Here is a 21,853-nt window from a genome sequence, read left to right as displayed (position 1 = left end):
CGGAAAGGAAAAAGGCCCCGCCGGTGCGAAACCGGCGGGGCCTTTTCCATGGCAGCGGCAGGTCAGCCGGCCTGCTTGTTGTAGCTGGCAAACACCTTGGCGGCGCCGTCGGCCTTGACCAGCAGCACGTCGAACGGGTCCTTGCGCGGGGCCTGTTCCATGCCGGGCGAGCCGACCGGCATGCCCGGCACGGCCAGGCCGACGGCCTTGGGCTTCGCGGCCAGCAGCTTGCGGATATCCGCCGCCGGCACATGGCCCTCGATGGCGTAGCCGCCAATATAGCCGGTATGGCAGGAGCCGAAGCGCTCAGGCATGCCGAAGCGCTGGCGGTACACACCGGTGTCCTCGACGTCATGCAGGGTCACGGTGAAGCCGTTGCTGCGCAGATGCTTGACCCAATCCTCGCAGCAGCCGCACAGCGGGCTCTTGTAGACGTCGATGGCAAGCGGCCTGGCGGCTTGCGCAAGTGCGCTCGCCACCGGCGCCAGTGCCCCGGCCGAGACCGCGCCCAGCGCCAGCGCGCGCAGGAAACTGCGTCGTTGCATCGCTGCCTCCTTACTGCGCCACCCAGCCGCCATCCATGTTCCAGATCGCGCCGCGGACCTGGCGGGCCGCTTCGGACGACAGGAACACGGCCAGCGCGCCCAGCTCATCGGGCATGACGAACTCCCCGGATGGCTGCTTCTCGATCACAAATTCGCGTGTGGCCTGATCGAGCGGAATGTTGTCGCGCTGCGCGCGCGCCTCGATCTGCTTCTGCACCAGCGGCGTCAGCACCCAGCCCGGGCAGATTGCGTTGGCGGTCACGCCGGTCCGCGCGGTTTCCAGCGCAGTGACCTTGGTGAAGCCGACGATGCCGTGCTTGGCGGCCACGTAGGCCGATTTCTGCGCCGATGCCACCAGGCCGTGCGTGGAGGCAATATTGATGATCCGGCCCCAGTTCTTCTGCTTCATGCCGGGCAGCGCCAGGCGCGTGGTGTGGAAGGCCGAGGTCAGGTTGATGGCGATGATGGCGTCCCAGCGCTCGGGCGGGAAATCCTCGATATTGGCGACAAACTGGATGCCGGCGTTGTTGACCAGGATGTCGGCGCCGCCGAATTCGCTGTCGGCATAGCGCATCATGTCCTCGATCTCGGCCGACTTGCTCATGTCGGCACCGTGATAGCCCACCTTGATGCCTGCACCGGCCTGCGCGATTTCCTGCTTTGCGGCGTCCACATCACCAAAGCCGTTGACGATGATGTTGGCGCCCTGTGCGGCCAGTGCCTGCGCGATGCCGAGTCCGATGCCGCTGGTCGAGCCAGTCACCAGTGCCGTCTTGCCTTTGAGCATGTAAGCCTCCGTTGAGAGAGTGGTTTGGCCGGACACGGCCCGGCCGGTCTGATGCGCCTTCGTTGCCGGAATGCGCGAGGCCGCGCGGAGGCGGCATACGCCGGATTAACGCTGGCGGGAGTGCGTAAAGCGTACTGTGGCATTGTACCCGCTGCGGCGTACAATCCAGCTTTGCTCAACCTCCGTCAGCGGCGTCTTTCAGCGCTCCGCGGTCGGGTTCGTCAGGGAGTCCAGATGTCTGCCAGTCCGCGTCTCGGTTTTGTCCAGTGCATCAGTCCGGCGGGCCTGCACCGCATGGCCTACCACGAGTGGGGCGACCCCGCCAATCCGCGCGTGCTGGTGTGCGCGCACGGCCTGACGCGCACCGGCCGCGACTTCGATACCGTGGCCAACGCGCTGTGCGGCGACTACCGCGTGGTCTGCCCCGACGTGGCCGGGCGCGGCCGCTCCGAATGGCTGGCGGACCCCAACAGCTACGTGGTGCCGCAGTATGTCGCGGACATGGTCACGCTGATCGCGCGGCTCAACGTGGAGAAGGTGGACTGGTTTGGTACCTCGATGGGCGGCCTGATCGGCATGGGCCTGGCCGGGCTGCCGAAGTCGCCGGTGCGCAAGCTGCTGCTCAACGACGTGGGCCCCAGGCTGGCGCCTTCGGCGGTGGAGCGCATCGGTGCCTACCTGGGGCTGCCGGTGCGCTTCAAGACCTTCGAGGAAGGGCTGGCCTACCTGCAGACCATCAGCGCATCGTTCGGGCGCCATACGCCTGAGCAGTGGCGCGAACTCAACGCCGCCATCCTGAAGCCGGTGCAGGGCACCGAAGGCCTGGAATGGGGCTTGCATTACGACCCGCAGCTGGCAGTGCCGTTCCGCAAGTCCACGCCTGAGGCCATTGCCGCGGGCGAGGCCGCGCTCTGGCACGGCTTCGAGGCCATCGAGGCCCCGGTGCTGGTGGTGCGCGGGGCGCAGTCTGACCTGCTGCTGCGCGAGACCGTCGCGGAGATGGTGGCGCGCGGCAAGCATGTGAGCTCGGTCGAAGTGCCCGACGTGGGCCATGCCCCGACCTTTGTCGATCCGGCGCAGATCGCGATTGCCCGGCAGTTCTTTACCGGGGCCTGATCGCTTCATCGCATTCTGTGCCGGCCTTGTTTTTATCCGTCAACGCATTGTCATGAGTAACCTTGAACTGAAGCGCGCCCACGTGGGCAAGCGGTTGTCCGAATACGCGGTCTACAACGGCGTGGTCTACCTGGCCGGGCAGGTGCCCGAGGTCGATCCCAAGGCCGATATCCGTGGCCAGACGCGCGAGGTGCTTGGCCATATCGACCGCCTGCTGGCCGAGGCCGGCAGCGACAAGACCCGCATCCTGTCGTGCCAGATCTTCCTCACCAACGTCGACCTGATCGGGGAGATGAACGAAGTCTGGGACGCCTGGGTGCCGCAAGGCAACACGCCCCCGCGCGCCACCGTCGAAGCGCGCCTGGCCAATCCCGATTACCTGATCGAAGTGGTGGTGACCGCTGCGCTCAACTGATGCAGGCGTAGTGACATGGTGACGTCCACCGACCTGACCGGTCGGGTCGCGGGCATTCCGGATGCCGAACTGGTCGAACGCGCGCTGGCCTACGTGCGCGAGCATGGTGCCGAGGTTGCGCTGCCGACCGGCGAGACCGTGCTGTCGCACGCGCAGGGCATGCTGCGCATCCTCGACGGCTTGCGCGTCGATGATGCCGCGCGCGCCGCTGCCTGCCTGTTCGGGCTGGTGGCCTACGTGCCCGGCACCGAGGCCGAGATCGCGCCGCGCTTCGGCGACGAGGTGGCGCGGCTGGTCGACGGCGTGCGGCAGCTGCTGCGCATCGGCGCCATCGCCGGCAGCCGCCCCGACGCCGAGCCCTCCAAGAACGAAGCGCAGGCCCGCCACGAGCAGGTCGAGGCGCTGCGCAAGATGCTGCTGGCGTTCGCGCAGGATATCCGCGTGGTGCTGGTGCGCCTGGCGTCTCGGCTGCAGACGCTGCGCTGGCTCGCCGAGACCAAGCAGGCGCCACTGCCCGGCGTGGCGCGCGAAACGCTCGACATCTACGCGCCGCTGGCCAACCGCCTGGGCATCTGGCAGATGAAGTGGGAGCTGGAGGACCTGGCGTTCCGCTTCGAGCAGCCCGATACCTACAAGCGCATTGCCAAGCTGCTGGATGAGAAGCGCATCGAGCGCGAAGGCTATATCGCCAGCGCCATCGCGCGGCTGCAATCCGAGCTGGCGACCGCCGGCATCCCTGCCGAGGTCAGCGGGCGGCCCAAGCACATCTACAGCATCTGGAAGAAGATGCGCGGCAAGGAGCTGGATTTTGCCGACCTGTACGATGTGCGCGCCTTCCGCGTGATCGTCGACGATATCAAGGACTGCTACACGGTGCTGGGTATCGTCCACCATATCTGGCAGCCGATCCCGCGCGAGTTCGACGACTACATCTCGCGGCCCAAGGCCAATGGCTACAAGTCGCTGCACACGGTGGTAATCGGCGACGACGGCCGCGCCTTCGAGGTGCAGATCCGCACCCACGAGATGCACCACTTCGCCGAATACGGCGTGGCCGCGCACTGGCGCTACAAGGAGGCGGGCAGCCGCGGCTATGCCGGGCAGTTCTCCGCCAGCGAGCGCTATGACGAGAAGATAGCGTGGCTGCGCCAGCTGCTGGCGTGGAAGGACGATGCCGACCACAGCGTGGCGCACGACGAATCGTGGGAGCAGATCAAGCACGCCGCGATCGACGACCACATCTACGTGCTGACGCCGCAGGCGCGCGTGGTGGCGCTGCCGCAGGGCGCGACCGCGGTGGACTTTGCCTACTACCTGCACAGCGACCTCGGCCACCGCTGCCGCGGCGCGCGCGTCGACGGCACCATGGTGCCGCTGAACACGCCGCTGAAGAACGGCCAGACCGTGGAGATCATCGCGGTCAAGCAGGGCGGCCCGTCGCGCGACTGGCTCAACGCGGACCTGGGCTACCTGGCCAGCAGCCGCGCGCGCGCCAAGGTGCGCGCGTGGTTCAACGCGCTCGATTCGCAGGAAACCATCGCGCAGGGCCGGGCGCTGATCGACAAGACGCTGCAGCGTGAAGGCAAGACCGCGGTCAAGCTGGAAGACCTGGCCACGCGGCTGGGCTTCAAGACGCCGGAAGAACTGTTCGCGGCGGTGGCAAAGGATGAGTTCAGCCTGCGCCATGTGGAGCACGCGCTGCGCCACCCGGAGGGCGAGGTCCAGGCGCCGCTGAGCGAGGAAGACGCCGTCACCAAGAAGAGCCGCGCCACCAGCGTGGCGCGCGGCGCCAAGAGCGGCGTGCTGGTGGTGGGGGTGGATTCGCTGATGACGCAGATGTCGCGCTGCTGCAAGCCGGCGCCGCCGGACGATATCGTCGGCTTTGTCACGCGCGGGCGCGGCGTGTCGATCCATCGGCGCAGCTGCCACACCTTCCAGCAACTGGCGGCGCGCGCGCCGGAGCGGGTGATCCAGACCGAGTGGGGGCAGAAGAGCCACGCAGCGGTCTATCCGGTCGACATCCACGTCGAGGCGATCGACCGCCAGGGTCTGCTGCGCGATATCTCCGAAGTGCTGTCGCGCGAGAAGATCAACGTCACCGGCGTCAAGACACTCTCCAGCAAGGGCGTGGCGCGCATGCAGTTCACCGCCGAGGTGTCTGAGGCCACGCAGCTGCAGCGCGCGCTGCTGCTGATCGAAGAGGTCCAGGGGGTGTTGCAGGCGAAAAGAAAGTGATGCTATACTTGCGGCTTCGCTAGGCTCGTAGCTCAGCTGGTTAGAGCACCACCTTGACATGGTGGGGGTCGTTGGTTCGAGTCCAATCGAGCCTACCAACGAATTGCAGTAAAGCATTAAAAAGAAGTACGGCAAGTCCGATTCAACCCCATACGGAACGGAAGCGCATCATGGTTATGACACCGCGAACTACTACCGCTGGCAAGCGACAGTAGTCGAGGTGCGCCTTCGGCCCGGTTGGATCGGGTTTGACAAAGAGAAACGCGGCCTTGGCCGCGTTTTTTTTCGTCTGTCGCCTGCCAGCGCCCTGATAAGCTGCCGCCTTCGCGCGCTGCAGAGCAGGGCAGCAAAGAATGAATCGCCAGCCCCGCACGCATGCGGGCCGGTGCCACAAGATGCAGTTTGATCCGCTCAGGCGATGCGCAAGGCGCGGCCGGCGGAACCTGGAGAGTCGAAATGATCGCAATCACGCTGCCGGATGGGTCCCGCCGCGAGTTCCCCGGCCCGGTAACGGTTGCCGAAGTGGCGCAAAGCATCGGTTCCGGCCTGGCCAAGGCCGCACTGGCTGGCAAGGTGGATGGCCAAATGGTCGACACGAGCTACCGGATCGACCGCGATGTCGAGCTGGCCATCGTCACGGACAAGGACGCCGACGGCGTCGATGTGATCCGCCACTCCACGGCGCACTTGCTGGCCTATGCCGTCAAGGAGCTGTATCCCGAGGCGCAGGTGACAATCGGGCCGGTGATCGAAAATGGCTTCTACTACGACTTCGCCTACAAGCGTCCCTTCACGCCAGAAGACCTGGCCGCCATCGAAAAGAAGATGACGGAACTCGCCCGCAAGGACGAGAAGGTCACGCGCGAAGTGTGGAACCGCGATGAGGCGGTGGCGCTGTTCGAGTCGATGGGCGAGAAATACAAGGCCGAGATCATCGGCTCGATCCCGGCTGACCAGGAGATCGGCCTGTACCGCGAAGGCAATTTCGTCGACCTGTGCCGCGGCCCGCACGTGCCGTCCACGGGCAAGCTGAAGGTCTTCAAGCTGATGAAGGTGGCCGGTGCCTACTGGCGCGGCGATGCCAACAACGAGATGCTCCAGCGCATCTACGGCACGGCCTGGGCGAAGAAGGAAGACCAGGAAGCCTACCTGCACATGCTGGAAGAGGCCGAGAAGCGCGATCACCGCAAGCTGGGCAAGACGCTCGACCTGTTCCACCTGCAGGAAGAGGCGCCCGGCATGGTGTTCTGGCACCCCAAGGGCTGGCAGGTGTGGCAGGCGGTGGAGCAGTACATGCGCGGCCGCCTGACCGACGCGGACTACGATGAAGTCCGTACGCCACAGGTGATGGACCGTTCGCTTTGGGAGAAGTCCGGCCACTGGCAGAACTACAAAGAGAACATGTTCGTCACGGAGTCGGAGAAGCGCGACTACGCCATCAAGCCGATGAACTGTCCGGGCCACGTGCAGATCTTCAACCACGGCCTGCGCTCGTACCGCGACCTGCCGTTGCGCCTGGCCGAGTTCGGCGCCTGCCACCGCAACGAGCCGTCCGGCGCGCTGCACGGCCTGATGCGCGTGCGCGGCTTCGTGCAGGATGATGCACACATCTTCTGCACGGAGGAGCAGATCGTCGCGGAGGCCAAGGCCTTCAACGAGCTGGCTTTCTCGGTCTACGACGACTTCGGCTTCAAGGATGTGAAGGTCAAGCTGTCGCTGCGCCCGGACCAGCGCGCCGGCTCGGACGAGGTCTGGGATCACGCCGAAGAAGGCCTGCGCCTGGCGCTGCGCGCCTGCGGCGTGGACTGGGAAGAACTGCCGGGCGAGGGAGCCTTCTATGGCCCCAAGGTCGAGTACCACATCAAGGACGCGATCGGCCGCTCGTGGCAGTGCGGCACGCTGCAGCTGGACCTGGTGCTGCCGGAGCGCCTGGGTGCCGAATACGTCTCCGAGGACAACTCGCGCAAGCGCCCGGTGATGCTTCACCGCGCCATCCTGGGCTCGTTCGAGCGTTTCCTGGGCATCCTGCTGGAAAACCACGCCGGCGCGCTGCCGGCCTGGCTGGCTCCGGAGCAGGTCGTGGTCATGAATATTGCGGATTCGCAGGCAGAGTACGCTGAAAGCGTCGTGCAATTGCTGCAAAAACAAGGGTTTAGGGCCAAGGCCGATTTGCGTAACGAGAAAATTACGTATAAAATCCGCGAGCATTCGCTTCAAAAGGTTCCCTACCTGCTGGTAGTGGGCGACAAGGAGCGGGATGCCAATCAAGTGGCCGTGCGTGCCCGTGGCAATGTGGATCTGGGTGTAATGCCCGTCTCCGCGTTTGTTGAGCGTCTGCAAAACGACGTCGCCAGCAAAGCCTGATGGGTGGTAAGCACGGCTTGTTTTTTTGTCTTCTTGAGGTAACGCAACATCGCTACGGACAAAGGTCATCGCATCAACCGGGAAATCAGCGCGCCTGAGCTGCGCCTGGTAGGGGTTGATAACGAACAGCTCGGCATCGTCAAGTTCATGGACGCGCTCCGGCTGGCTGAAGATAAGGACTTGGACCTGGTGGAGATCGCGCCGAACGCGGTTCCGCCCGTCGCCCGGATCATGGATTACGGGAAGTTCAAGTACGAGGAAGCCAAGCGCGCCCACGAGGCGAAGCTGAAGCAGAAAATCATCCAGGTCAAGGAAGTCAAGTTCCGGCCGGGTACGGATGATGGCGACTACAACGTCAAGCTGCGCAACCTGAAGCGCTTCCTGGAAGATGGCGACAAGACCAAGATCACGCTGCGGTTCCGTGGTCGCGAGATGGCGCACCAGGAAATCGGCGCGCGCATGCTCGAACGCCTGAAGGCGGACCTGGAAGAAATCGGCCAGGTCGAGCAGATGCCGAAGATGGAAGGGCGCCAGATGGTGATGGTGCTCGCTCCCAAGAAGAAGAAGTAATTCTTGCGCGATGCGGCGGCCGGGATGCCAGGCATCCCGGCGTTGCTTCGTGCGGAAGCCGCGCGTCGCCCGCAAGGGACGCACGCGCAACAACAAGTGGATGCGGGTCTTGCAAGCGTCGGCGTGAGCCGTCCACCTGCATGCATGTCATATGAGCTGGAGTTTTTCATGCCGAAGATGAAGACGAAGAAAAGCGCCTCCAAGCGCTTTACTGCCCGTCCGAACGGTTCGTTCAAGCGTGGCCAGGCCTTCAAGCGTCACATCCTGACCAAGAAGACCACCAAGAACAAGCGTCAACTGCGCGGTACCCAGGACGTCCATGAGACGAACCTGAAGTCGGTGCGCGCGATGATGCCGTACGCATAACCCTAACGAAAACGAAAGGAGCATTACATGCCTCGAGTAAAGCGTGGGGTCACTGCACGGGCCCGTCACAAGAAAGTCATCGACGCTGCCAAGGGTTACCGCGGCCGTCGCAATAACGTCTACCGTATCGCCAAGCAGGCGGTCATGCGTGCTGGCCAGTACGCATACCGCGATCGCCGCAACAAGAAGCGCGTGTTCCGTGCGCTCTGGATTGCGCGTATCAATGCCGCGACGCGTGAGCATGGCATGACCTACAGCGTGTTCATGAACGGTCTGAAGAAGGCCTCGATTGAACTGGACCGCAAGGTGCTGTCGGACATGGCTATTCACGACAAGCCTGCCTTTGCCGCCATCGTCAACCAGGTGAAAGCCACCGTTGCCTGATGCCGGCGCCGGCCGCGCGCGAGCGTAGCCGGGCAAGCACCGACCGCAAGGTCGACCGCTGACCGCAAGGTCTGCTGAAACGGGGCTCCTCACCGAGCCCCGTTTTTATTTCGAATGCCGTTTCGGTGGCCGCCATCGCGTTGCCGAGACCGTATTCGAAACGAACACCGCACGTAGTGCCAACCCACGTCGGACCGGGCGTACCGGCCCGACGCCAAAATTCCACGACCGCCGCCATGTCTCAGGATCTGGATCAAATTGTCGCCGATGCCCAGGCCGCCTTCGCAGCCGCCAACGACAACGCCACGCTGGAAAACGAAAAGGCCCGCTTCCTGGGCAAGACCGGCGCGCTGACCGAACTGCTCAAGGGCCTCGGCAAGCTCGACCCGGAAACCCGCAAGAGCGAAGGCGCCCGCATCAACCAGATCAAGCAGCAGGTCGAAGCCGCGCTGCAGGCACGTCGCCAGGCGCTGGCCGATGCGCTGATGAACGCGCGCCTGGCCGCCGAGGCCATTGATGTCACGCTGCCTGGCCGCGCGGTCAGCCGCGGCAGCCTGCACCCGGTGATGCGCACGTGGGAGCGGGTGGAACAGATCTTCGGCTCGATCGGCTTTGATGTGGCCGACGGCCCCGAGATCGAGACCGACTGGATGAACTTCACCGCGCTGAACAACCCGGACAACCATCCGGCGCGTTCGATGCAGGACACCTTCTACGTCGACGGCCGCGACAGCGAAGACAAGCTGCTGCTCCTGCGCACGCACACCAGCCCGATGCAGGTGCGCTACGCCAAAATGCACGTGGAGAAGTACGCCGGCAAGGCGATGCCGCCGATCAAGGTAATCTGCCCGGGCCGCACCTATCGCGTGGACAGCGACGCCACGCACTCGCCCATGTTCAACCAGGTCGAAGGCCTGTGGATCGGCGAGGACGTCAGCTTTGCCGACCTCAAGGGCGTGTACACCGACTTCCTGCGCAAGTTCTTCGAGCGCGACGATATCCAGGTGCGCTTCCGCCCGTCGTACTTCCCGTTCACCGAGCCGTCGGCGGAGATCGACATGGCCTTCGGCAATGGAAAATGGCTGGAGATTTCCGGTTCGGGCCAGGTGCATCCGAACGTGCTGCGCAATATGGGCCTCGATCCCGAGCGCTACATCGGCTTCGCGTTCGGCTCCGGCCTGGAGCGGCTGACCATGCTGCGCTACGGCATCAACGACCTGCGCCTGTTCTTCGAGGGCGACGTGCGCTTCCTGCGCCAGTTCGCCTGACGCACCGCGTCTCACTCGTCACCGACTACACAGAATACTTACCGGATCAGAAGCGCCATGCAATTCTCGGAATCCTGGCTTCGCACCTTCGCCAACCCTGAAAAGATCTCCACCGACGCGCTGTCGCATACCCTGACCATGGCAGGGCTGGAAGTGGAAGAGGTGGGACCGGTCGCGCCGCCGTTCGACAAGATCGTGGTCGCGCGCGTGCTGTCGACCGAGCGCCATCCCAACGCCGACCGTCTCAACGTGTGCCAGGTCGATGCCGGCACCGGCGAGACCCTGCAGATCGTCTGCGGCGCGCCCAACGTCAAGCCGGGCATCCTGGTGCCGTGCGCACTGGTTGGCGCCGTGCTGCCCCCGTCCGAGGACGGCGGCAAGCCGTTCGAGATCAAGGTTGGCAAGCTGCGCGGCGTGGACAGCTACGGCATGCTGTGCTCGGCGCGCGAGCTGAAGCTGTCGGAAGACCACGGTGGCCTGATGGTGCTGCCGGAAGACGCGCCGATCGGCCAGGACATCCGCCAGTACCTCGACCTGGACGACCAGGTCTTCGTCATCAAGCTCACGCCGAACAAGGCCGACTGCCTGTCGATCCACGGCGTGGCGCGTGAAGTGTCGGCACTGACCGGCGCCACGCTGACCCTGCCCGAGATGAAGCCGGTGGCGGTGACGATCCAGGACAAGCTGCCGGTCAAGGTATCGGCCCCGGACCTGTGCGGCCGCTTCTCCGGCCGCGTGATCCGCGGCGTCAACGCGCGCGCGGCCACGCCCGCATGGATGGTGCAGCGCCTGGAGCGCTCGGGCCAGCGCAGTGTTTCCGCGCTGGTCGATATCTCCAACTACGTGATGCTGGAGCTGGGCCGTCCGTCGCACGTGTTCGACCTGAACAAGATCCACGGCGGCCTGGACGTGCGCTGGGGCCGCAAGGGCGAGCAGATCAAGCTGCTCAACGGCAACACCATCGAGATCGACGAGCAGGTTGGCGTGATCGCCGATGACAAGGAAATCGAGAGCCTGGCCGGCATCATGGGCGGCGACAGCACCGCCGTGACACTGGACACCACGGATATCTATCTCGAGGCCGCATTCTGGTGGCCCGCTGCGATCCAGGGCCGTGGTCGCCGCTACAACTTCTCGACCGACGCCGGACATCGCTTCGAGCGCGGCGTGGACTATGCCACCACGGTCGAGCATATCGAACGCATCACCGCGCTGATCCTTGAGATCTGCGGTGGCCAGGCCGGCCCGGTGGACGACCACGTCGTCAACCTGCCGCAGCGCAAGCCGGTCAGCCTGCGCGTGGCGCGCGCCGAGCGCGTGCTCGGCATCGAACTGTCGCCGGCGGCCATCGCCGATGTGTTCCAGCGACTGCAGTTGCCGTTCACGCGCACGCAGGGCGCGGAGGGCGAAGTGTTCGAAGTCACGCCGCCGAGCTACCGCTTTGATATCGAGATCGAGGAAGACCTGATCGAGGAAGTGGCCCGCATCTACGGCTTCGAGCGCATCCCGGCACGCCCGCCGATCGCCGAAAGCGAGATGCGCCCGACCAACGAGGCCCGTCGCTCCACCCACGTGGTGCGCCATGCCGTGGCCGCGCGCGACTACCAGGAAGTGATCAACTTCGCCTTCGTCGAAGAGAAGTGGGAGCGCGACTTCGCCGCCAACGACAACCCGATCCGCCTGCTGAACCCGATCGCCAGCCAGCTCGCGGTGATGCGCTCGACGCTGATCGGCGGGCTGGTCGACAAGGTGCGCTACAACCTCAACCGCAAGGCCGCGCGCGTGCGCCTGTTCGAAGTGGGCCGCGTGTTCCATCGCGATGCCGACGTGAAGGACGGTGGCCTGACGGTGGCCGGCTATGACCAGCCGATGATGGCCGCAGGCATTGCCTACGGCCCGGCCTTCGAGGAGCAATGGGGCATCCCCACGCGCAATGTCGACTACTTCGACATCAAGGGCGATGTCGAGGCGCTGTTCCATCCGCGCGTGCCGCGCTTCGAGCCGGTGTCGCACCCGGCGCTGCATCCGGGCCGCGCCGCGCGCGTGCTGCTCGACGGCCAGCCGGTTGGCGTGGTCGGCGAGCTGCATCCGCGCTGGCTGCAGGAGTACGAGCTGGCGCATGCGCCGGTGCTGTTCGAACTGCAGCTCGACGCGCTGCGCGACACCGGCCTGCCGGTGTACACCGAGATCTCCAAGTTCCCGGCCGCCGTGCGCGACCTGGCCGTGGTCGTGAAGCAGACGGTACGCGTGCAGGACCTGCTCGACGCCATGCGCGCGGCACTGGAAAAACAGGGCTACGGCCGCTACTGCCAGAGCCTCGTGCTGTTCGACGAGTTCCGTCCCAAGGGCGCTTCCACGGCCATTGGCGCGGACGAGAAAAGCCTTGCGTTCCGGGTGACCTTGCAAGATACTGGGTCGACCCTCCAGGACGAAACCGTCGACAGCGCAGTGCGCTGCATGGTCGACGCGCTGACAGAGGCCTTCCAGGCCCGGCTGCGCGGCTAAGCCATCGCCAGTACGCGACAAGTACGCGACGGACACACGATAAACAAGGGCGCCCGGGCTTGCCCCGGGCGGATCGCCAGACACACACTTGAGCGATCGACATGAATGATCGAGACGCGAATTCCATGACCGCTGCAGCACTGGGTGAGATGAGCGACCGGCAGGCTTCCTCCCTTGACGATGCAATGCCGGACGCCCGCGCGACCGAAGTTCCCACGCTGACCAAGGCCGAGCTCGCCGAGATGCTGTTCGACCAGGTGGGCCTGAACAAGCGCGAATCGAAGGACATGGTCGAAGCCTTCTTCGACGTCATCCGCGAAGCGCTGGAGCAGGGCGACAGCGTCAAGCTGTCCGGCTTCGGCAACTTCCAGTTGCGCGACAAGCCGCAGCGGCCCGGCCGCAATCCCAAGACCGGCGAAGTCATCCCGATCACCGCGCGCCGCGTGGTGACGTTCCACGCCAGCCAGAAGCTCAAGGGCCTGGTGGAAGAACGCGCCGGCATCGACGGCTGACGCGTCCCCCGAACGGCGGATTGCTTCCCGCGGCCGGCATCGGTATTCTTCTGGGCGCGCACCTGATGCGCCCCAACCTCATGGCCGGCATGGCCTGACGCTCGTCTACACACCACATGTCGGACAAATCCAGCGACCGCATCGCGTTGCCGCCGATCCCGGCCAAGCGCTACTTCACCATCGGTGAGGTGAGCGAGCTTTGCGCCGTCAAGCCGCACGTCCTGCGCTATTGGGAGCAGGAGTTCACGCAGCTCAAGCCGGTCAAGCGCCGCGGCAACCGCCGCTACTACCAGCACCATGAAGTCCTGCTGATCCGGCGCATCCGCGACCTGCTGTACGAGCAAGGCTTCACCATCAACGGCGCACGCAACCGCCTCGATGAAGGCCGCCACCACAGCGCGACAACGGCAGTCCAGGAGGCCGTGGAATCCAGCGACGAAAGCGCAACGGCACTGTCGGTCGACATCGCCGGCTTGCGCAACGAACTGGTCGAAGTCCAGCACCTGCTTGCGCAATTGCGTGAGATTGCGAAGCATGGATAATTTCGACGTCAGCCGCTAGTCATACGGGAAATGCTTCTGCTATAATCTTTTGCTTCGGGGCGTAGCGCAGCCTGGTAGCGTACCTGCATGGGGTGCAGGTGGTCGGAGGTTCAAATCCTCTCGCCCCGACCAGACAGAGACCCGCTTGGTGAATAACCAAGCGGGTTTTTTTATTTTGTTTGCGCGGCGTTTGCCAATGTGCCGCAACGGGATACGGGCGTGCCCAATGCCCGTTGCGATGCCCGCAGCGGCGCCGTGAGGTCCGGGGTGGCTTACCCGCCGTTGGGTTCCACCAGCAGATCCATCGGCACGTCGAGCGCGGCAGCAATTTTCTGCAACACCTCGATGGTGCCATCGCGCTTGCGGTTCTCGAGTTGGCTCAGGTAAGGCGTGCTCAAGCCGGCCGCAGTGGCCACGGCGTCCTGTGTCATGCGACGGTATTCGCGCCAGGCCTTGATGGGGTGGTCGCCGGCCAGTTCAGCATCGACGACTGCCGCCGGGATGCGCACGCCGTCGTCCCGCGCCCTGGCAGCGTCGAACAGCGCTACGTCGTCAAGATCTTCGAAGAGATGCTTCACCCGATCCCAGATTTCAATGGGCACCACCGCGAATTCACGGTGTCCATCGCGTTCGATGAATTGGATCTCTGTCATTGGTAGGCGCCTCCACGCGGTTTGATTGCCAGCACCATGATCACCAGCCGGCCATGCTCGATCTGGTACAGCACGCGCCAGTCGCCCACGCGCAAGCGGTAGCCATCACGACCGGCCAACTTTCGGGCATTCGGGTTTGGAGCGTAAGGATCGGCCGCAAGCGCGTCGAGCTTGGTGCGGATGATTGTCGCAACGTTCCGGGGCATTGCCTTGAGGGCTTGTGCGGCTTGCCTGCTGAATTCGATGGCGTGCACGTGGAATATTAGCAAACTGCTAACTTTTTTGGCAAAGAGATATCGCGGGTCGAATTTCAGCGTGGTCAGGGCCGGAAAAGCAGAAAAAGCCCCCGGGATACCCGGGTTCTCTTGCCATGGCGCCATTGCTCTCCGGCGTAGACTGGGCCCGCTGTACTCATCGGCCCGCCCGCACCCCGCCGCGGCGGGCTGTTTTTTTTAAGCGGCGGCTATCGCGACAGCCTGTGCAACAGCGCGTCATGTCCGCTCGCCAGCCCGGCAAGCGTCGCTGCGTCGGCTAGCTCGAACTCGCTGAACTGGAAGGCCGGCGCCACGGTGCAGCCGACCAGGGCAAAGTCGACGCCGTCGTCCGGATCCACGCGCTCGGCGGCAAACCATTGGCCGGCCGGCACCATCGCCTGGAAGGCCGCGCCGGGATGCCGCAGCGGGTCGCCCAGGCGCTGCGTGACGATGGCGCCGTCCACGATCCGGTGCACGTCCACGGGCGAGCCGGCGTGGAAGTGCCACAGTTCGTCGGACCGGATTCGGTGCCATGCGGAATAATCGTTGCCGCACAGCATGTAGTGGATCGCGGTGCAGGCTTCGCGGGTGCGTCCGTCCTGGCATGCGACCCGTTCTTCGCTGCGATAGGTTTCGCGGTAATAGCCGCCTTCCGGATGCGGCTGCAGGTCGAGGGAGCGGATCAGTTGGCGGGCGGTCAGGCTGAGGTCTGGCATGGGGGCAGGGCGCGTGGCGCATCGGGGAGGCGGAAGGCGTAGCTTAGAGCAGCGCGAAGCGTGCCTGCCCCGGGCCGACCAGCGCCGGGCGGCTCACTGGATAGCGGTGGCGGGTGCCCTGGGCGTCGAAGGAGAGGAAGTCGGGCGTCCAGCGCAGGGACTGCAACTGGCGTAGCTCGATGCCGTCGACGACGATGGCGCCGGCGTTCACGCAAACACTGCCGCAAGGCAGGCGCAGGGATTCGGTGTCGTCGCCAAAATAGTAGGCTTCGAGCAGGATGGAATCGGACTGGTACAAGGGCATGGCGATGTCCTGATACTGTATGGATGTACAGTATAGTCCTGGCCTGCGGTTCGGTCATCCCCCTCGATTCTCATTTTTCGGGCATCGGCTCACACGAGCCGCCGGCCGGTTGCAAGCGGTGTCGCCGCGGATTGGTATAACCTGAAACCAGGGCCGGTCGCACAACACCGTCGTGCCACGACTGGCCGGGTCGCTACGGGGGATGCCATGGCGAGGTGCGGAAGCAAGGCTTGCTGGTTCGGCTTGGGCATGGCGCTTGGCGCGGTGGTGGGCGGTGCCTGCGCGATGCTGGTGCGCACCGCCACGCAGGAGCGGGTGCTGCGCCAGCGCGATGCGGCGATGGTGCCGTCCGATGCCACCGCGGACCAGGCGCTGACCGTAGATGCCACCGATGTGGTGGAGTACCGCGGCTTCGTCATCCATGTCTTCTGCCATGCGCTGGGCATGGGGCGGTTCAAGGCCCTGTGCGATATCTGGGAGTCGGGCGCCGTGGTGCTGGAGGGCGGTGGGCCGCCGACCACGCATATGACGGCCGAGGAGTCGCGCTCCGCGGCGATTGCGTGGGCGCGGCAATGGGTGCAGCGCAACGGTTGAAATTCGCCCCGCCGCCGGACGACTGGCCTGATAATCGCGGCGGAGCAAGTGCGGGCCGCCTGAATTGTGGGCGATATCCGCCCCGGATCACGCCCCGGACACACTATTGGCGTAACTTTCCAGGAGTATTCATGTTTGTTTGTGGGAACCAGGCTTGCGGCGCACGCTGGGAGCTGGACGAGGTCCAGATCCGCAATGAGGGGCAGGGGCCGGTGTTCCGTTGCCCGCAATGCGGCGCACGCAACCACGTCGAGGCACGCACGACGCGCGATGGCAGCACGGTCTACCGCCAGGTGCCCGCAAAGGCTGCAGAAAAGTCTCCTGAAAAGCCGGCCCCAAAGCCGGCCCCTAAGGCCCCTAAGGCCCGCTCAAAGCCGGCACCGCGCTAATGCCATCCGGGGGCCGGCCAAGTCACCCCACCTGTGTGGGGTCAAATTCACATCGTTGGCGCCTTAAGCTAGTCTGGGCAGGACCGTTAAACACACCATGGACTTTGCCGACCTCCCCCAAGACTCCGCTTCCAATGCTGAACGCATGGGCTGGGCCAGCGCTTCGCCGGATGTCATCGCGAAGGTATTGAATTCGGCGCTGGCGGCGCAGGACCTTTCCGGGTTTGCCGCGCTGCTGTCGGATATCGCGCGCGACCGCGGCCTGAAGGGCGAGCGCGCCGCGCACCAGTCGATCTATGACATGCCGTACGCCAGCCTGCTGCCCAGGCAGAAGCACCTGCTGTCCGATGCGTTCGAGCTGCTGATCCTGCTCGGCCTGGAATTGCGCGCGCGCGGTGTCGATGCCGATGCGGACATCGACACGGACGAGTAAGCTGCCCGCCGGCAGGCGCGGCGTCAGCCGCGCTCCAGCATGCCGATCTCGCGCACCGCCACCGACAGCATCGACAACCCCGCGGCCCCCGAGGCGCGCTGGTCCGCCAGCATGCGCGTGAAGCGTTCGAGCGCGCCGTGGCGGCTGGCACGCCAGGCGTCGATCATGGCGTCAGGCGTATCGAGCTCGCCCGCCTGCGACAGCACGCTGACCGTCAGCGCGCGCTTGAGCCGCCCCAGGTCTTCCAGCGTGGTCGTGCGTGCCAGCAGGTCCCAGTGCGTGTCCGAAGGCAGCGCCAGCGCGCGCTCGCGCAGCCAGCTGAAGCTCAGGTGGCTGTCCAGCGCGAAATAGACCCCTGCCACCAGATTCAGGCTGCGTTCGCATGCCGTCGCCACTTCGGCGATGTCGAGCGCGGCGGCGGAGGTTTCGCTGCCCGCCACGCGCACGGCCAGCGCCTCGTCGACGCCTGCGTCCGTCAGCGCCCTGGTACGCTCCGTCATCGCCGCGGCATCGGCCTGCGGCAGCAGCCGCGGCAGTTCCGGCACCAGCCACTGCGCCGCCTTTCCAAAGCGCGCCAGGTCCTCGGGGGCCTTGCTGCCGCTGCGCAGATAACGGATGAACCACAGGCAGGCGCGCTCCAGCAGCAGCGCCACGGCGCCGAACATGCGCGCCTGCTCGGCGTCGGCGACGCGGTTGTCAAGCGCATCGATTTCCTGCCACAGCGTGGTCAGCCCGAACACATCGCGCGCGATCAGGCAGGCGCGCACGATATCGGCCGGGCGCGCGTCGGTCTCTTCCATGATCCGGTGCACGAAGGTGGCGCCGATGCGGTTGACCAGCATATTGGTCAGGTGCGTCGACAGGATCTCGCGGCGCAGCGGGTGGCGCTGCATGGCCTCGCCATAGCGCTGGCGCAGCGGCACCGGGAAGTAGTCGGCAAGCAGGCCGGAGACCAGCGCGTCTTCGGGCACGTCGGAGCCCAGCAGCTCGTCGTACAGCCACATCTTGCTGTAGGCCAGCAGCACGGCGCGCTCGGGCGACGCCAGGCCTTCGCTGGCAAGCTTGCGCTCGGCGATTTCCTCGTCCGACGGCAGGAACTCCAGCGCGCGGTTGAGCCGCCCGGCGCGTTCCAGCCAGCGTACCAGCCGTGCCTCGCCGTCGAGCAGCGCGGTGCTGCTGCGCCCGGCCACGGACAGCGCCTGGGTCTGGTAGTAGTTGTCCTGCAGCACCAGCAGGCCGACCTCGTCGGTCATCTCGGCCAGCAGCTTGTTGCGCTGCTTCTCGGTCATCTCGCCGTCGGCAACCACCAGCCCGAGCAGGATCTTGATATTGACCTCATGGTCCGAGCAGTCCACGCCGGCCGAGTTGTCGATGGCGTCGGTGTTGATGCGCCCGCCCTTGCGCGCGAACTCGATGCGGCCCAGCTGGGTGAAGCCCAGGTTGCCGCCTTCGCCGACCACCTTGCAGCGCAGGTCGTTGCCGTTGACGCGCACCGCGTCGTTGGTGCGGTCGCCGGCCTGCAGGTGGGTTTCATGGCTGGACTTGACGTAGGTGCCGATGCCGCCGTTGTAGAGCAGGTCCACCGGCGCCATCAGGATCGCGTGGATCAGTTCGGCCGGCGACAGCGCCGCCGCCGTGATGCCCAGCACCGCCTGCACCTGCGGCGACAGCGGGATGGTCTTGGCGCTGCGCGGATAGATGCCGCCGCCGGCGGAAATCAGCGTGGCGTCGTAGTCTGCCCAGCTCGAGCGCGGCAGGCCGAACAGCCGCGTGCGTTCCTGCAGGCTGCGCGCCGTATCCGGATCGGGGTCGAGGAAGACATGCCGGTGGTCGAAGGCCGCCACCAGCCGGATATGCGGCGACAGCAGCATGCCGTTGCCGAACACGTCGCCCGACATGTCGCCGATGCCGGCCACGGTGAAGTCGGTGGTCTGGATATCGACGCCCATCTCGCGGAAATGCCGCTTGACCGATTCCCACGCGCCGCGCGCGGTGATGGCCATCTTCTTGTGGTCATAGCCGACCGAGCCGCCTGAGGCGAAGGCATCGCCGAGCCAGAAGCCATACTCGGCCGAGATCGCATTGGCGAAGTCCGAGAACGTGGCGGTGCCCTTGTCGGCGGCGACCACCAGGTAGGGATCGTTGTCGTCGTGGCGCACCACCTCGGGCGGCGGCACCAGCTGGCCGCCGACGAGGTTGTCGGTCAGGTCCAGCAGCCCGCGCAGGAAGGTCTGGTAGCAGGCAATGCCCTCCTGCAGGAAGGCATCGCGGTCGGTGGGCGGGGGCGGGCGCTTGACCACGAAGCCGCCCTTGGAACCCACCGGCACGATCACCGTGTTCTTGACCATCTGCGCCTTCATCAGGCCCAGCACTTCGGTGCGGAAGTCCTCGCGCCGGTCCGACCAGCGCAGCCCGCCGCGCGCCACGCGCCCGCCGCGCAGGTGCACGCCTTCCACGCGCGGCGAGTAGACCCAGATCTCGAACATCGGGCGCGGCTCGGGCAGGCCGGGCACCAGCGCGGGATTGAACTTGAACGACAGGTACGGGCGCGGCTGGCCTTCCTCGCCGCGATGAAAATAGTTGGTGCGCACGGTGGCGCTGATCACGCCCAGGAAGAGCCGCAGGATGCGGTCTTCGTCCAGGTTCGGCACCTTGTCCAGCGCCGCGCCGATGTCGGCCAGCAGCTTGTCGCAGCGCGCCTGGCGGGCGGTGTCGGTGGCCACCTGGCTGAAGGTGTCGAAGCGCGCCACGAACAGCGCGACCAGCATCGCGGCAATGGCGGCGTTGCCGGTCAGCGCGCGTTCGATATAGGCGTCGCTGAAGGTTGACCCCACTTGGCGCAGGTAGCGGGCGTAGGCTCGCAGGATAGTGACGTCGCGCGCGGCCAGCTCGGCGCGCAGCACCAGCCGGTTGAGGTCGTCGTTCTCGATCTCGCCGTGCCACGCGCGCGAGAACGCATCCTCGAACAGCGCCTTGACGCGCGCGATGTCGAACTCCGCCGCGCCGCCGCTGTCGGCGATCTCCAGCCCGAAGTCGTGGATCCATACCGGTACGCCACTGTCGGGCTCGATCAGATAGGGACGTTCCTCATCCACGCGCACGCCCAGGTGCTCCAGCATCGGCAGGCTCAGCGACAGCGCGATCGGCTCGCCGGCGCGGTACACCTTGAAGCGGAATGCCCCCGGCGCGGCCTCGATCGGGCGGTACAGGTTCATCGCCATGCCATTGCCGCGCAGCGCGTGCTCCATCAGCTCGATATCGCGTACCGCGGTGCGGGCCGGATAGTCTTCACGGTAGCCCGCGGGGAACGAGCCGCCATAGCGCTGCAGCAGCCGGTTGCCTTGCTCTTCGCCGTGGCTTTCGTGCAGGGCCTCGGCGAGGTCGTCCTGCCAGCGGCGGCTGGCGTGGACGATGCGCGCCTCAAGCTCGTGCGTGTCGACGTGCGGCATGCTGCCGGGCTCGCCGCGCACGGTCAGCTGGATGCGCGCCAGCGGCGATTCCGACAGCAGCGGCGTGAACTCGCAACTGGTGCCGTGAAAGGCCGCGGTCAGCAGCTTCTGGATCTTCTGGCGCAGGTCGGTGTTGTACTTGTCGCGCGGCACGAACACCAGGCATGAGACAAAGCGGTCGAAGCGGTCGCGCCGCACAAAGAGCCGCGTGCGCTGGTGCTCCTGCAGCCGCAGGATGCCGGTGGTGATGTCGAACAGTTCATCCTCTGTCGCCTGGAACAGTTCATCGCGCGGGTATTGCTCGAGGATGGTCACCAGCGATTTGTACAGGTGACCCTTGGCGAGGAAGCCGGCGCGCGCCAGGATATTGGCGCACTTGCGCCGCACCAGCGGGATCTCCGCGATCGGCACCATGTAGGCCGTCGAGGTGTACAGGCCGACGAAGCGCCGTTCGCCGAACAGCTTCCCGTTTTCATCGAGCAGCTTGATGCCGACATAGTCGAGATAGCCGGGCCGGTGCACGGTGGCGCGCGAATTGGCCTTGGTCAGGAAGATCGGCAAGCTGCCTTCGATGATCGCCGTGGCCGCCGCGGGCAGCAGGGTGACGTCTTCGGCATCGGGCTCGCGCAGGCTTTCGCGCAGGATGCCCGCGCCGGAGCCCGCCACGCCGCGCAGGAAATAGCGCCCGTCCTGCGACACCAGCTGGTAGTCGCGCTGTCCGAGGAAGGAGAAGTGGTCGTCCATCATCCATTCCAGGAAGGCGCGCGCCTCGACGCTGTCCGGCGAGGCCGCGTCCGGCGCCTGCGCCATCGCACTGATGGTGGTCCGGGTGATGTCGCACATCTGCGGCCAGTCTTCCACCGCCGCGCGCACGTCGACCAGCACCTGTGCGATGCCGCTGCGCAGCGTCTCCAGCCGGGCGGCTTCGCCGCTGCGGTCGATCTCGAAATGGATAAAGGATTCCAGGCGCGAGTTGTCGCCGGCCTTGCCGGCGCCGCCCGGTGCGATCCGCTCGATGCCGCCGCCCGCGCCGCGCCAGACCCGGAACACCGGATGGATGGCCGAATGCAGGGCCAGTCCCTGGCGGTTGATCTCCATCGTCACCGAATCCACCAGGAAGGGCATGTCGTCGTTGACGATTTCGACCACGGTGTGGTCAGAGTGCCAGCCGTGCTCTTCCAGGTTGGGGTTGTAGACGCGGATGCGCGCGCTGCCGGGGGTGAATTTCTGCGCCGTCTGCCAGTGCGCCATCACCGCCCCATAGAGGTCGGCGACTTCGCTCTGCAGCAGGTCCTCGGCGTCGGCCTGGTCGTAGTAGTGCAGCAGGAAGGGCTCGACCACGCTGAACATCGCCGCGGGCAGCCGCTCGCGCGCGAAGCTGGCCAGTTCGTCCAGCAGGTGCGCGACCTTGTCTTCGTTCTCCTGCGGCATAGTCCCTCCTCGCAGTGTCGA

The 21,853-nt window shown here is 65.7% G+C and carries 20 protein-coding genes and 2 tRNA genes; 15 read left to right on the top strand and 7 right to left on the bottom strand.

Annotated elements, in window-relative coordinates:
• Positions 1–62: 62 nt before the first annotated feature.
• Both DN412_RS07155 and DN412_RS07150 read right to left on the bottom strand, forming a co-directional pair.
• Complete coding sequence (locus tag DN412_RS07155; RefSeq protein WP_115013860.1) at positions 63–545, bottom strand: DUF411 domain-containing protein; 483 nt, start codon at positions 543–545, stop codon at positions 63–65.
• A gap of 10 nt (positions 546–555) precedes the next feature.
• Positions 556–1,332, bottom strand: coding sequence for a 3-hydroxybutyrate dehydrogenase (locus DN412_RS07150; RefSeq protein WP_115013859.1), 777 nt, complete (start codon positions 1,330–1,332; stop codon positions 556–558).
• A 234-nt stretch (positions 1,333–1,566) separates the two neighbouring features.
• Here DN412_RS07150 and DN412_RS07145 point away from each other — a divergent pair, with 234 nt between their 5' ends.
• The 13 genes from DN412_RS07145 to DN412_RS07085 all read left to right on the top strand — a co-directional run bounded on the left by DN412_RS07145 (position 1,567) and on the right by DN412_RS07085 (position 13,741).
• Positions 1,567–2,448, top strand: a complete 882-nt coding sequence (locus DN412_RS07145; RefSeq protein WP_115013858.1) for an alpha/beta fold hydrolase — start codon at positions 1,567–1,569, stop codon at positions 2,446–2,448.
• Positions 2,449–2,500: 52 nt separating this feature from the next.
• Entirely contained in the window at positions 2,501–2,863 is a 363-nt protein-coding gene (locus DN412_RS07140) for a RidA family protein (RefSeq protein ID WP_063238517.1), read from the top strand.
• Between the two features lie 15 nt (positions 2,864–2,878).
• On the top strand, positions 2,879–5,098 hold the full coding sequence (locus DN412_RS07135; RefSeq protein WP_115013857.1) for a RelA/SpoT family protein: 2,220 nt from the start codon (positions 2,879–2,881) through the stop codon (positions 5,096–5,098).
• Positions 5,099–5,119: 21 nt separating this feature from the next.
• Positions 5,120–5,196: transfer RNA gene (locus DN412_RS07130), tRNA-Val, on the top strand.
• 358 nt (positions 5,197–5,554) lie between these two features.
• Positions 5,555–7,462 (top strand): threonine--tRNA ligase, encoded by a 1,908-nt coding sequence (gene thrS, locus DN412_RS07125; RefSeq protein ID WP_115013856.1) that lies wholly within the window; start codon positions 5,555–5,557, stop codon positions 7,460–7,462.
• Positions 7,463–7,510: 48 nt separating this feature from the next.
• Entirely contained in the window at positions 7,511–8,032 is a 522-nt protein-coding gene (infC, locus tag DN412_RS07120) for a translation initiation factor IF-3 (protein WP_078195944.1), read from the top strand.
• A 168-nt stretch (positions 8,033–8,200) separates the two neighbouring features.
• Complete coding sequence (gene rpmI, locus DN412_RS07115; protein ID WP_006575466.1) at positions 8,201–8,398, top strand: 50S ribosomal protein L35; 198 nt, start codon at positions 8,201–8,203, stop codon at positions 8,396–8,398.
• 27 nt (positions 8,399–8,425) lie between these two features.
• On the top strand, positions 8,426–8,782 hold the full coding sequence (rplT, locus tag DN412_RS07110; RefSeq protein WP_008650487.1) for a 50S ribosomal protein L20: 357 nt from the start codon (positions 8,426–8,428) through the stop codon (positions 8,780–8,782).
• Between the two features lie 236 nt (positions 8,783–9,018).
• Positions 9,019–10,050, top strand: a complete 1,032-nt coding sequence (gene pheS, locus DN412_RS07105) for a phenylalanine--tRNA ligase subunit alpha (RefSeq protein ID WP_078195945.1) — start codon at positions 9,019–9,021, stop codon at positions 10,048–10,050.
• A gap of 57 nt (positions 10,051–10,107) precedes the next feature.
• Positions 10,108–12,555, top strand: a complete 2,448-nt coding sequence (gene pheT / locus DN412_RS07100; RefSeq protein WP_115013855.1) for a phenylalanine--tRNA ligase subunit beta — start codon at positions 10,108–10,110, stop codon at positions 12,553–12,555.
• Between the two features lie 101 nt (positions 12,556–12,656).
• Positions 12,657–13,067, top strand: a complete 411-nt coding sequence (locus tag DN412_RS07095; RefSeq protein ID WP_078195947.1) for an integration host factor subunit alpha — start codon at positions 12,657–12,659, stop codon at positions 13,065–13,067.
• 116 nt (positions 13,068–13,183) lie between these two features.
• Entirely contained in the window at positions 13,184–13,609 is a 426-nt protein-coding gene (locus DN412_RS07090) for a MerR family transcriptional regulator (protein ID WP_115013854.1), read from the top strand.
• 55 nt (positions 13,610–13,664) lie between these two features.
• Positions 13,665–13,741, top strand: a tRNA-Pro gene (locus tag DN412_RS07085).
• 140 nt (positions 13,742–13,881) lie between these two features.
• On the opposite strand, the gene DN412_RS07080 is transcribed toward DN412_RS07085, so the two are convergent.
• The 4 genes from DN412_RS07080 to DN412_RS07065 all read right to left on the bottom strand — a co-directional run bounded on the left by DN412_RS07080 (position 13,882) and on the right by DN412_RS07065 (position 15,536).
• Complete coding sequence (locus DN412_RS07080) at positions 13,882–14,262, bottom strand: helix-turn-helix domain-containing protein (protein WP_115013853.1); 381 nt, start codon at positions 14,260–14,262, stop codon at positions 13,882–13,884.
• A complete protein-coding gene (locus DN412_RS07075) occupies positions 14,259–14,642 on the bottom strand; it encodes a type II toxin-antitoxin system RelE family toxin (RefSeq protein ID WP_244222581.1) in 384 nt (127 codons plus the stop codon). The genes DN412_RS07080 and DN412_RS07075 overlap by 4 nt, the downstream gene beginning before the upstream one ends.
• Before the next feature lie 83 nt (positions 14,643–14,725).
• Positions 14,726–15,232, bottom strand: coding sequence for a cupin domain-containing protein (locus DN412_RS07070; RefSeq protein ID WP_115013851.1), 507 nt, complete (start codon positions 15,230–15,232; stop codon positions 14,726–14,728).
• Positions 15,233–15,275: 43 nt separating this feature from the next.
• Entirely contained in the window at positions 15,276–15,536 is a 261-nt protein-coding gene (locus tag DN412_RS07065) for a hypothetical protein (RefSeq protein ID WP_078195952.1), read from the bottom strand.
• A 207-nt stretch (positions 15,537–15,743) separates the two neighbouring features.
• Here DN412_RS07065 and DN412_RS07060 point away from each other — a divergent pair, with 207 nt between their 5' ends.
• Positions 15,744–16,130, top strand: a complete 387-nt coding sequence (locus tag DN412_RS07060) for a hypothetical protein (protein WP_115013850.1) — start codon at positions 15,744–15,746, stop codon at positions 16,128–16,130.
• 486 nt (positions 16,131–16,616) lie between these two features.
• Positions 16,617–16,952 carry a hypothetical protein gene (locus tag DN412_RS07050; RefSeq protein ID WP_115013848.1) on the top strand — a complete coding sequence of 112 codons (336 nt, stop codon included), beginning with the start codon at positions 16,617–16,619 and terminating at the stop codon, positions 16,950–16,952.
• Between the two features lie 23 nt (positions 16,953–16,975).
• On the opposite strand, the gene DN412_RS07045 is transcribed toward DN412_RS07050, so the two are convergent.
• On the bottom strand, positions 16,976–21,832 hold the full coding sequence (locus DN412_RS07045) for an NAD-glutamate dehydrogenase (RefSeq protein ID WP_115013847.1): 4,857 nt from the start codon (positions 21,830–21,832) through the stop codon (positions 16,976–16,978).
• Positions 21,833–21,853: the final 21 nt, after the last annotated feature.

Origin of the sequence: Cupriavidus lacunae, assembly GCF_003353055.1 — a bacterium.
Taxonomy (GTDB): Bacteria; Pseudomonadota; Gammaproteobacteria; order Burkholderiales; family Burkholderiaceae; genus Cupriavidus; species Cupriavidus lacunae.
The sequence above is the reverse complement of the archived record's forward strand: the minus strand, read 5'-3'. Positions and strand labels throughout refer to the sequence as shown.

What these genes read in the sequence shown, in the direction of transcription:
- DN412_RS07155 (WP_115013860.1), bottom strand. Translation starts at nt 545, where the DNA reads ATGCAACGACGCAGTTTCCTGCGCGCGCTGGCGCTGGGCGCGGTCTCG.
- DN412_RS07150 (WP_115013859.1), bottom strand. Translation starts at nt 1,332, where the DNA reads ATGCTCAAAGGCAAGACGGCACTGGTGACTGGCTCGACCAGCGGCATC.
- DN412_RS07145 (WP_115013858.1), top strand. Translation starts at nt 1,567, where the DNA reads ATGTCTGCCAGTCCGCGTCTCGGTTTTGTCCAGTGCATCAGTCCGGCG.
- DN412_RS07140 (WP_063238517.1), top strand. Translation starts at nt 2,501, where the DNA reads ATGAGTAACCTTGAACTGAAGCGCGCCCACGTGGGCAAGCGGTTGTCC.
- DN412_RS07135 (WP_115013857.1), top strand. Translation starts at nt 2,879, where the DNA reads ATGGTGACGTCCACCGACCTGACCGGTCGGGTCGCGGGCATTCCGGAT.
- thrS (WP_115013856.1), top strand. Translation starts at nt 5,555, where the DNA reads ATGATCGCAATCACGCTGCCGGATGGGTCCCGCCGCGAGTTCCCCGGC.
- rpmI (WP_006575466.1), top strand. Translation starts at nt 8,201, where the DNA reads ATGCCGAAGATGAAGACGAAGAAAAGCGCCTCCAAGCGCTTTACTGCC.
- rplT (WP_008650487.1), top strand. Translation starts at nt 8,426, where the DNA reads ATGCCTCGAGTAAAGCGTGGGGTCACTGCACGGGCCCGTCACAAGAAA.
- pheS (WP_078195945.1), top strand. Translation starts at nt 9,019, where the DNA reads ATGTCTCAGGATCTGGATCAAATTGTCGCCGATGCCCAGGCCGCCTTC.
- pheT (WP_115013855.1), top strand. Translation starts at nt 10,108, where the DNA reads ATGCAATTCTCGGAATCCTGGCTTCGCACCTTCGCCAACCCTGAAAAG.
- DN412_RS07095 (WP_078195947.1), top strand. Translation starts at nt 12,657, where the DNA reads ATGAATGATCGAGACGCGAATTCCATGACCGCTGCAGCACTGGGTGAG.
- DN412_RS07090 (WP_115013854.1), top strand. Translation starts at nt 13,184, where the DNA reads ATGTCGGACAAATCCAGCGACCGCATCGCGTTGCCGCCGATCCCGGCC.
- DN412_RS07080 (WP_115013853.1), bottom strand. Translation starts at nt 14,262, where the DNA reads ATGACAGAGATCCAATTCATCGAACGCGATGGACACCGTGAATTCGCG.
- DN412_RS07075 (WP_244222581.1), bottom strand. Translation starts at nt 14,642, where the DNA reads ATGGCGCCATGGCAAGAGAACCCGGGTATCCCGGGGGCTTTTTCTGCT.
- DN412_RS07070 (WP_115013851.1), bottom strand. Translation starts at nt 15,232, where the DNA reads ATGCCAGACCTCAGCCTGACCGCCCGCCAACTGATCCGCTCCCTCGAC.
- DN412_RS07065 (WP_078195952.1), bottom strand. Translation starts at nt 15,536, where the DNA reads ATGCCCTTGTACCAGTCCGATTCCATCCTGCTCGAAGCCTACTATTTT.
- DN412_RS07060 (WP_115013850.1), top strand. Translation starts at nt 15,744, where the DNA reads ATGGCGAGGTGCGGAAGCAAGGCTTGCTGGTTCGGCTTGGGCATGGCG.
- DN412_RS07050 (WP_115013848.1), top strand. Translation starts at nt 16,617, where the DNA reads ATGGACTTTGCCGACCTCCCCCAAGACTCCGCTTCCAATGCTGAACGC.
- DN412_RS07045 (WP_115013847.1), bottom strand. Translation starts at nt 21,832, where the DNA reads ATGCCGCAGGAGAACGAAGACAAGGTCGCGCACCTGCTGGACGAACTG.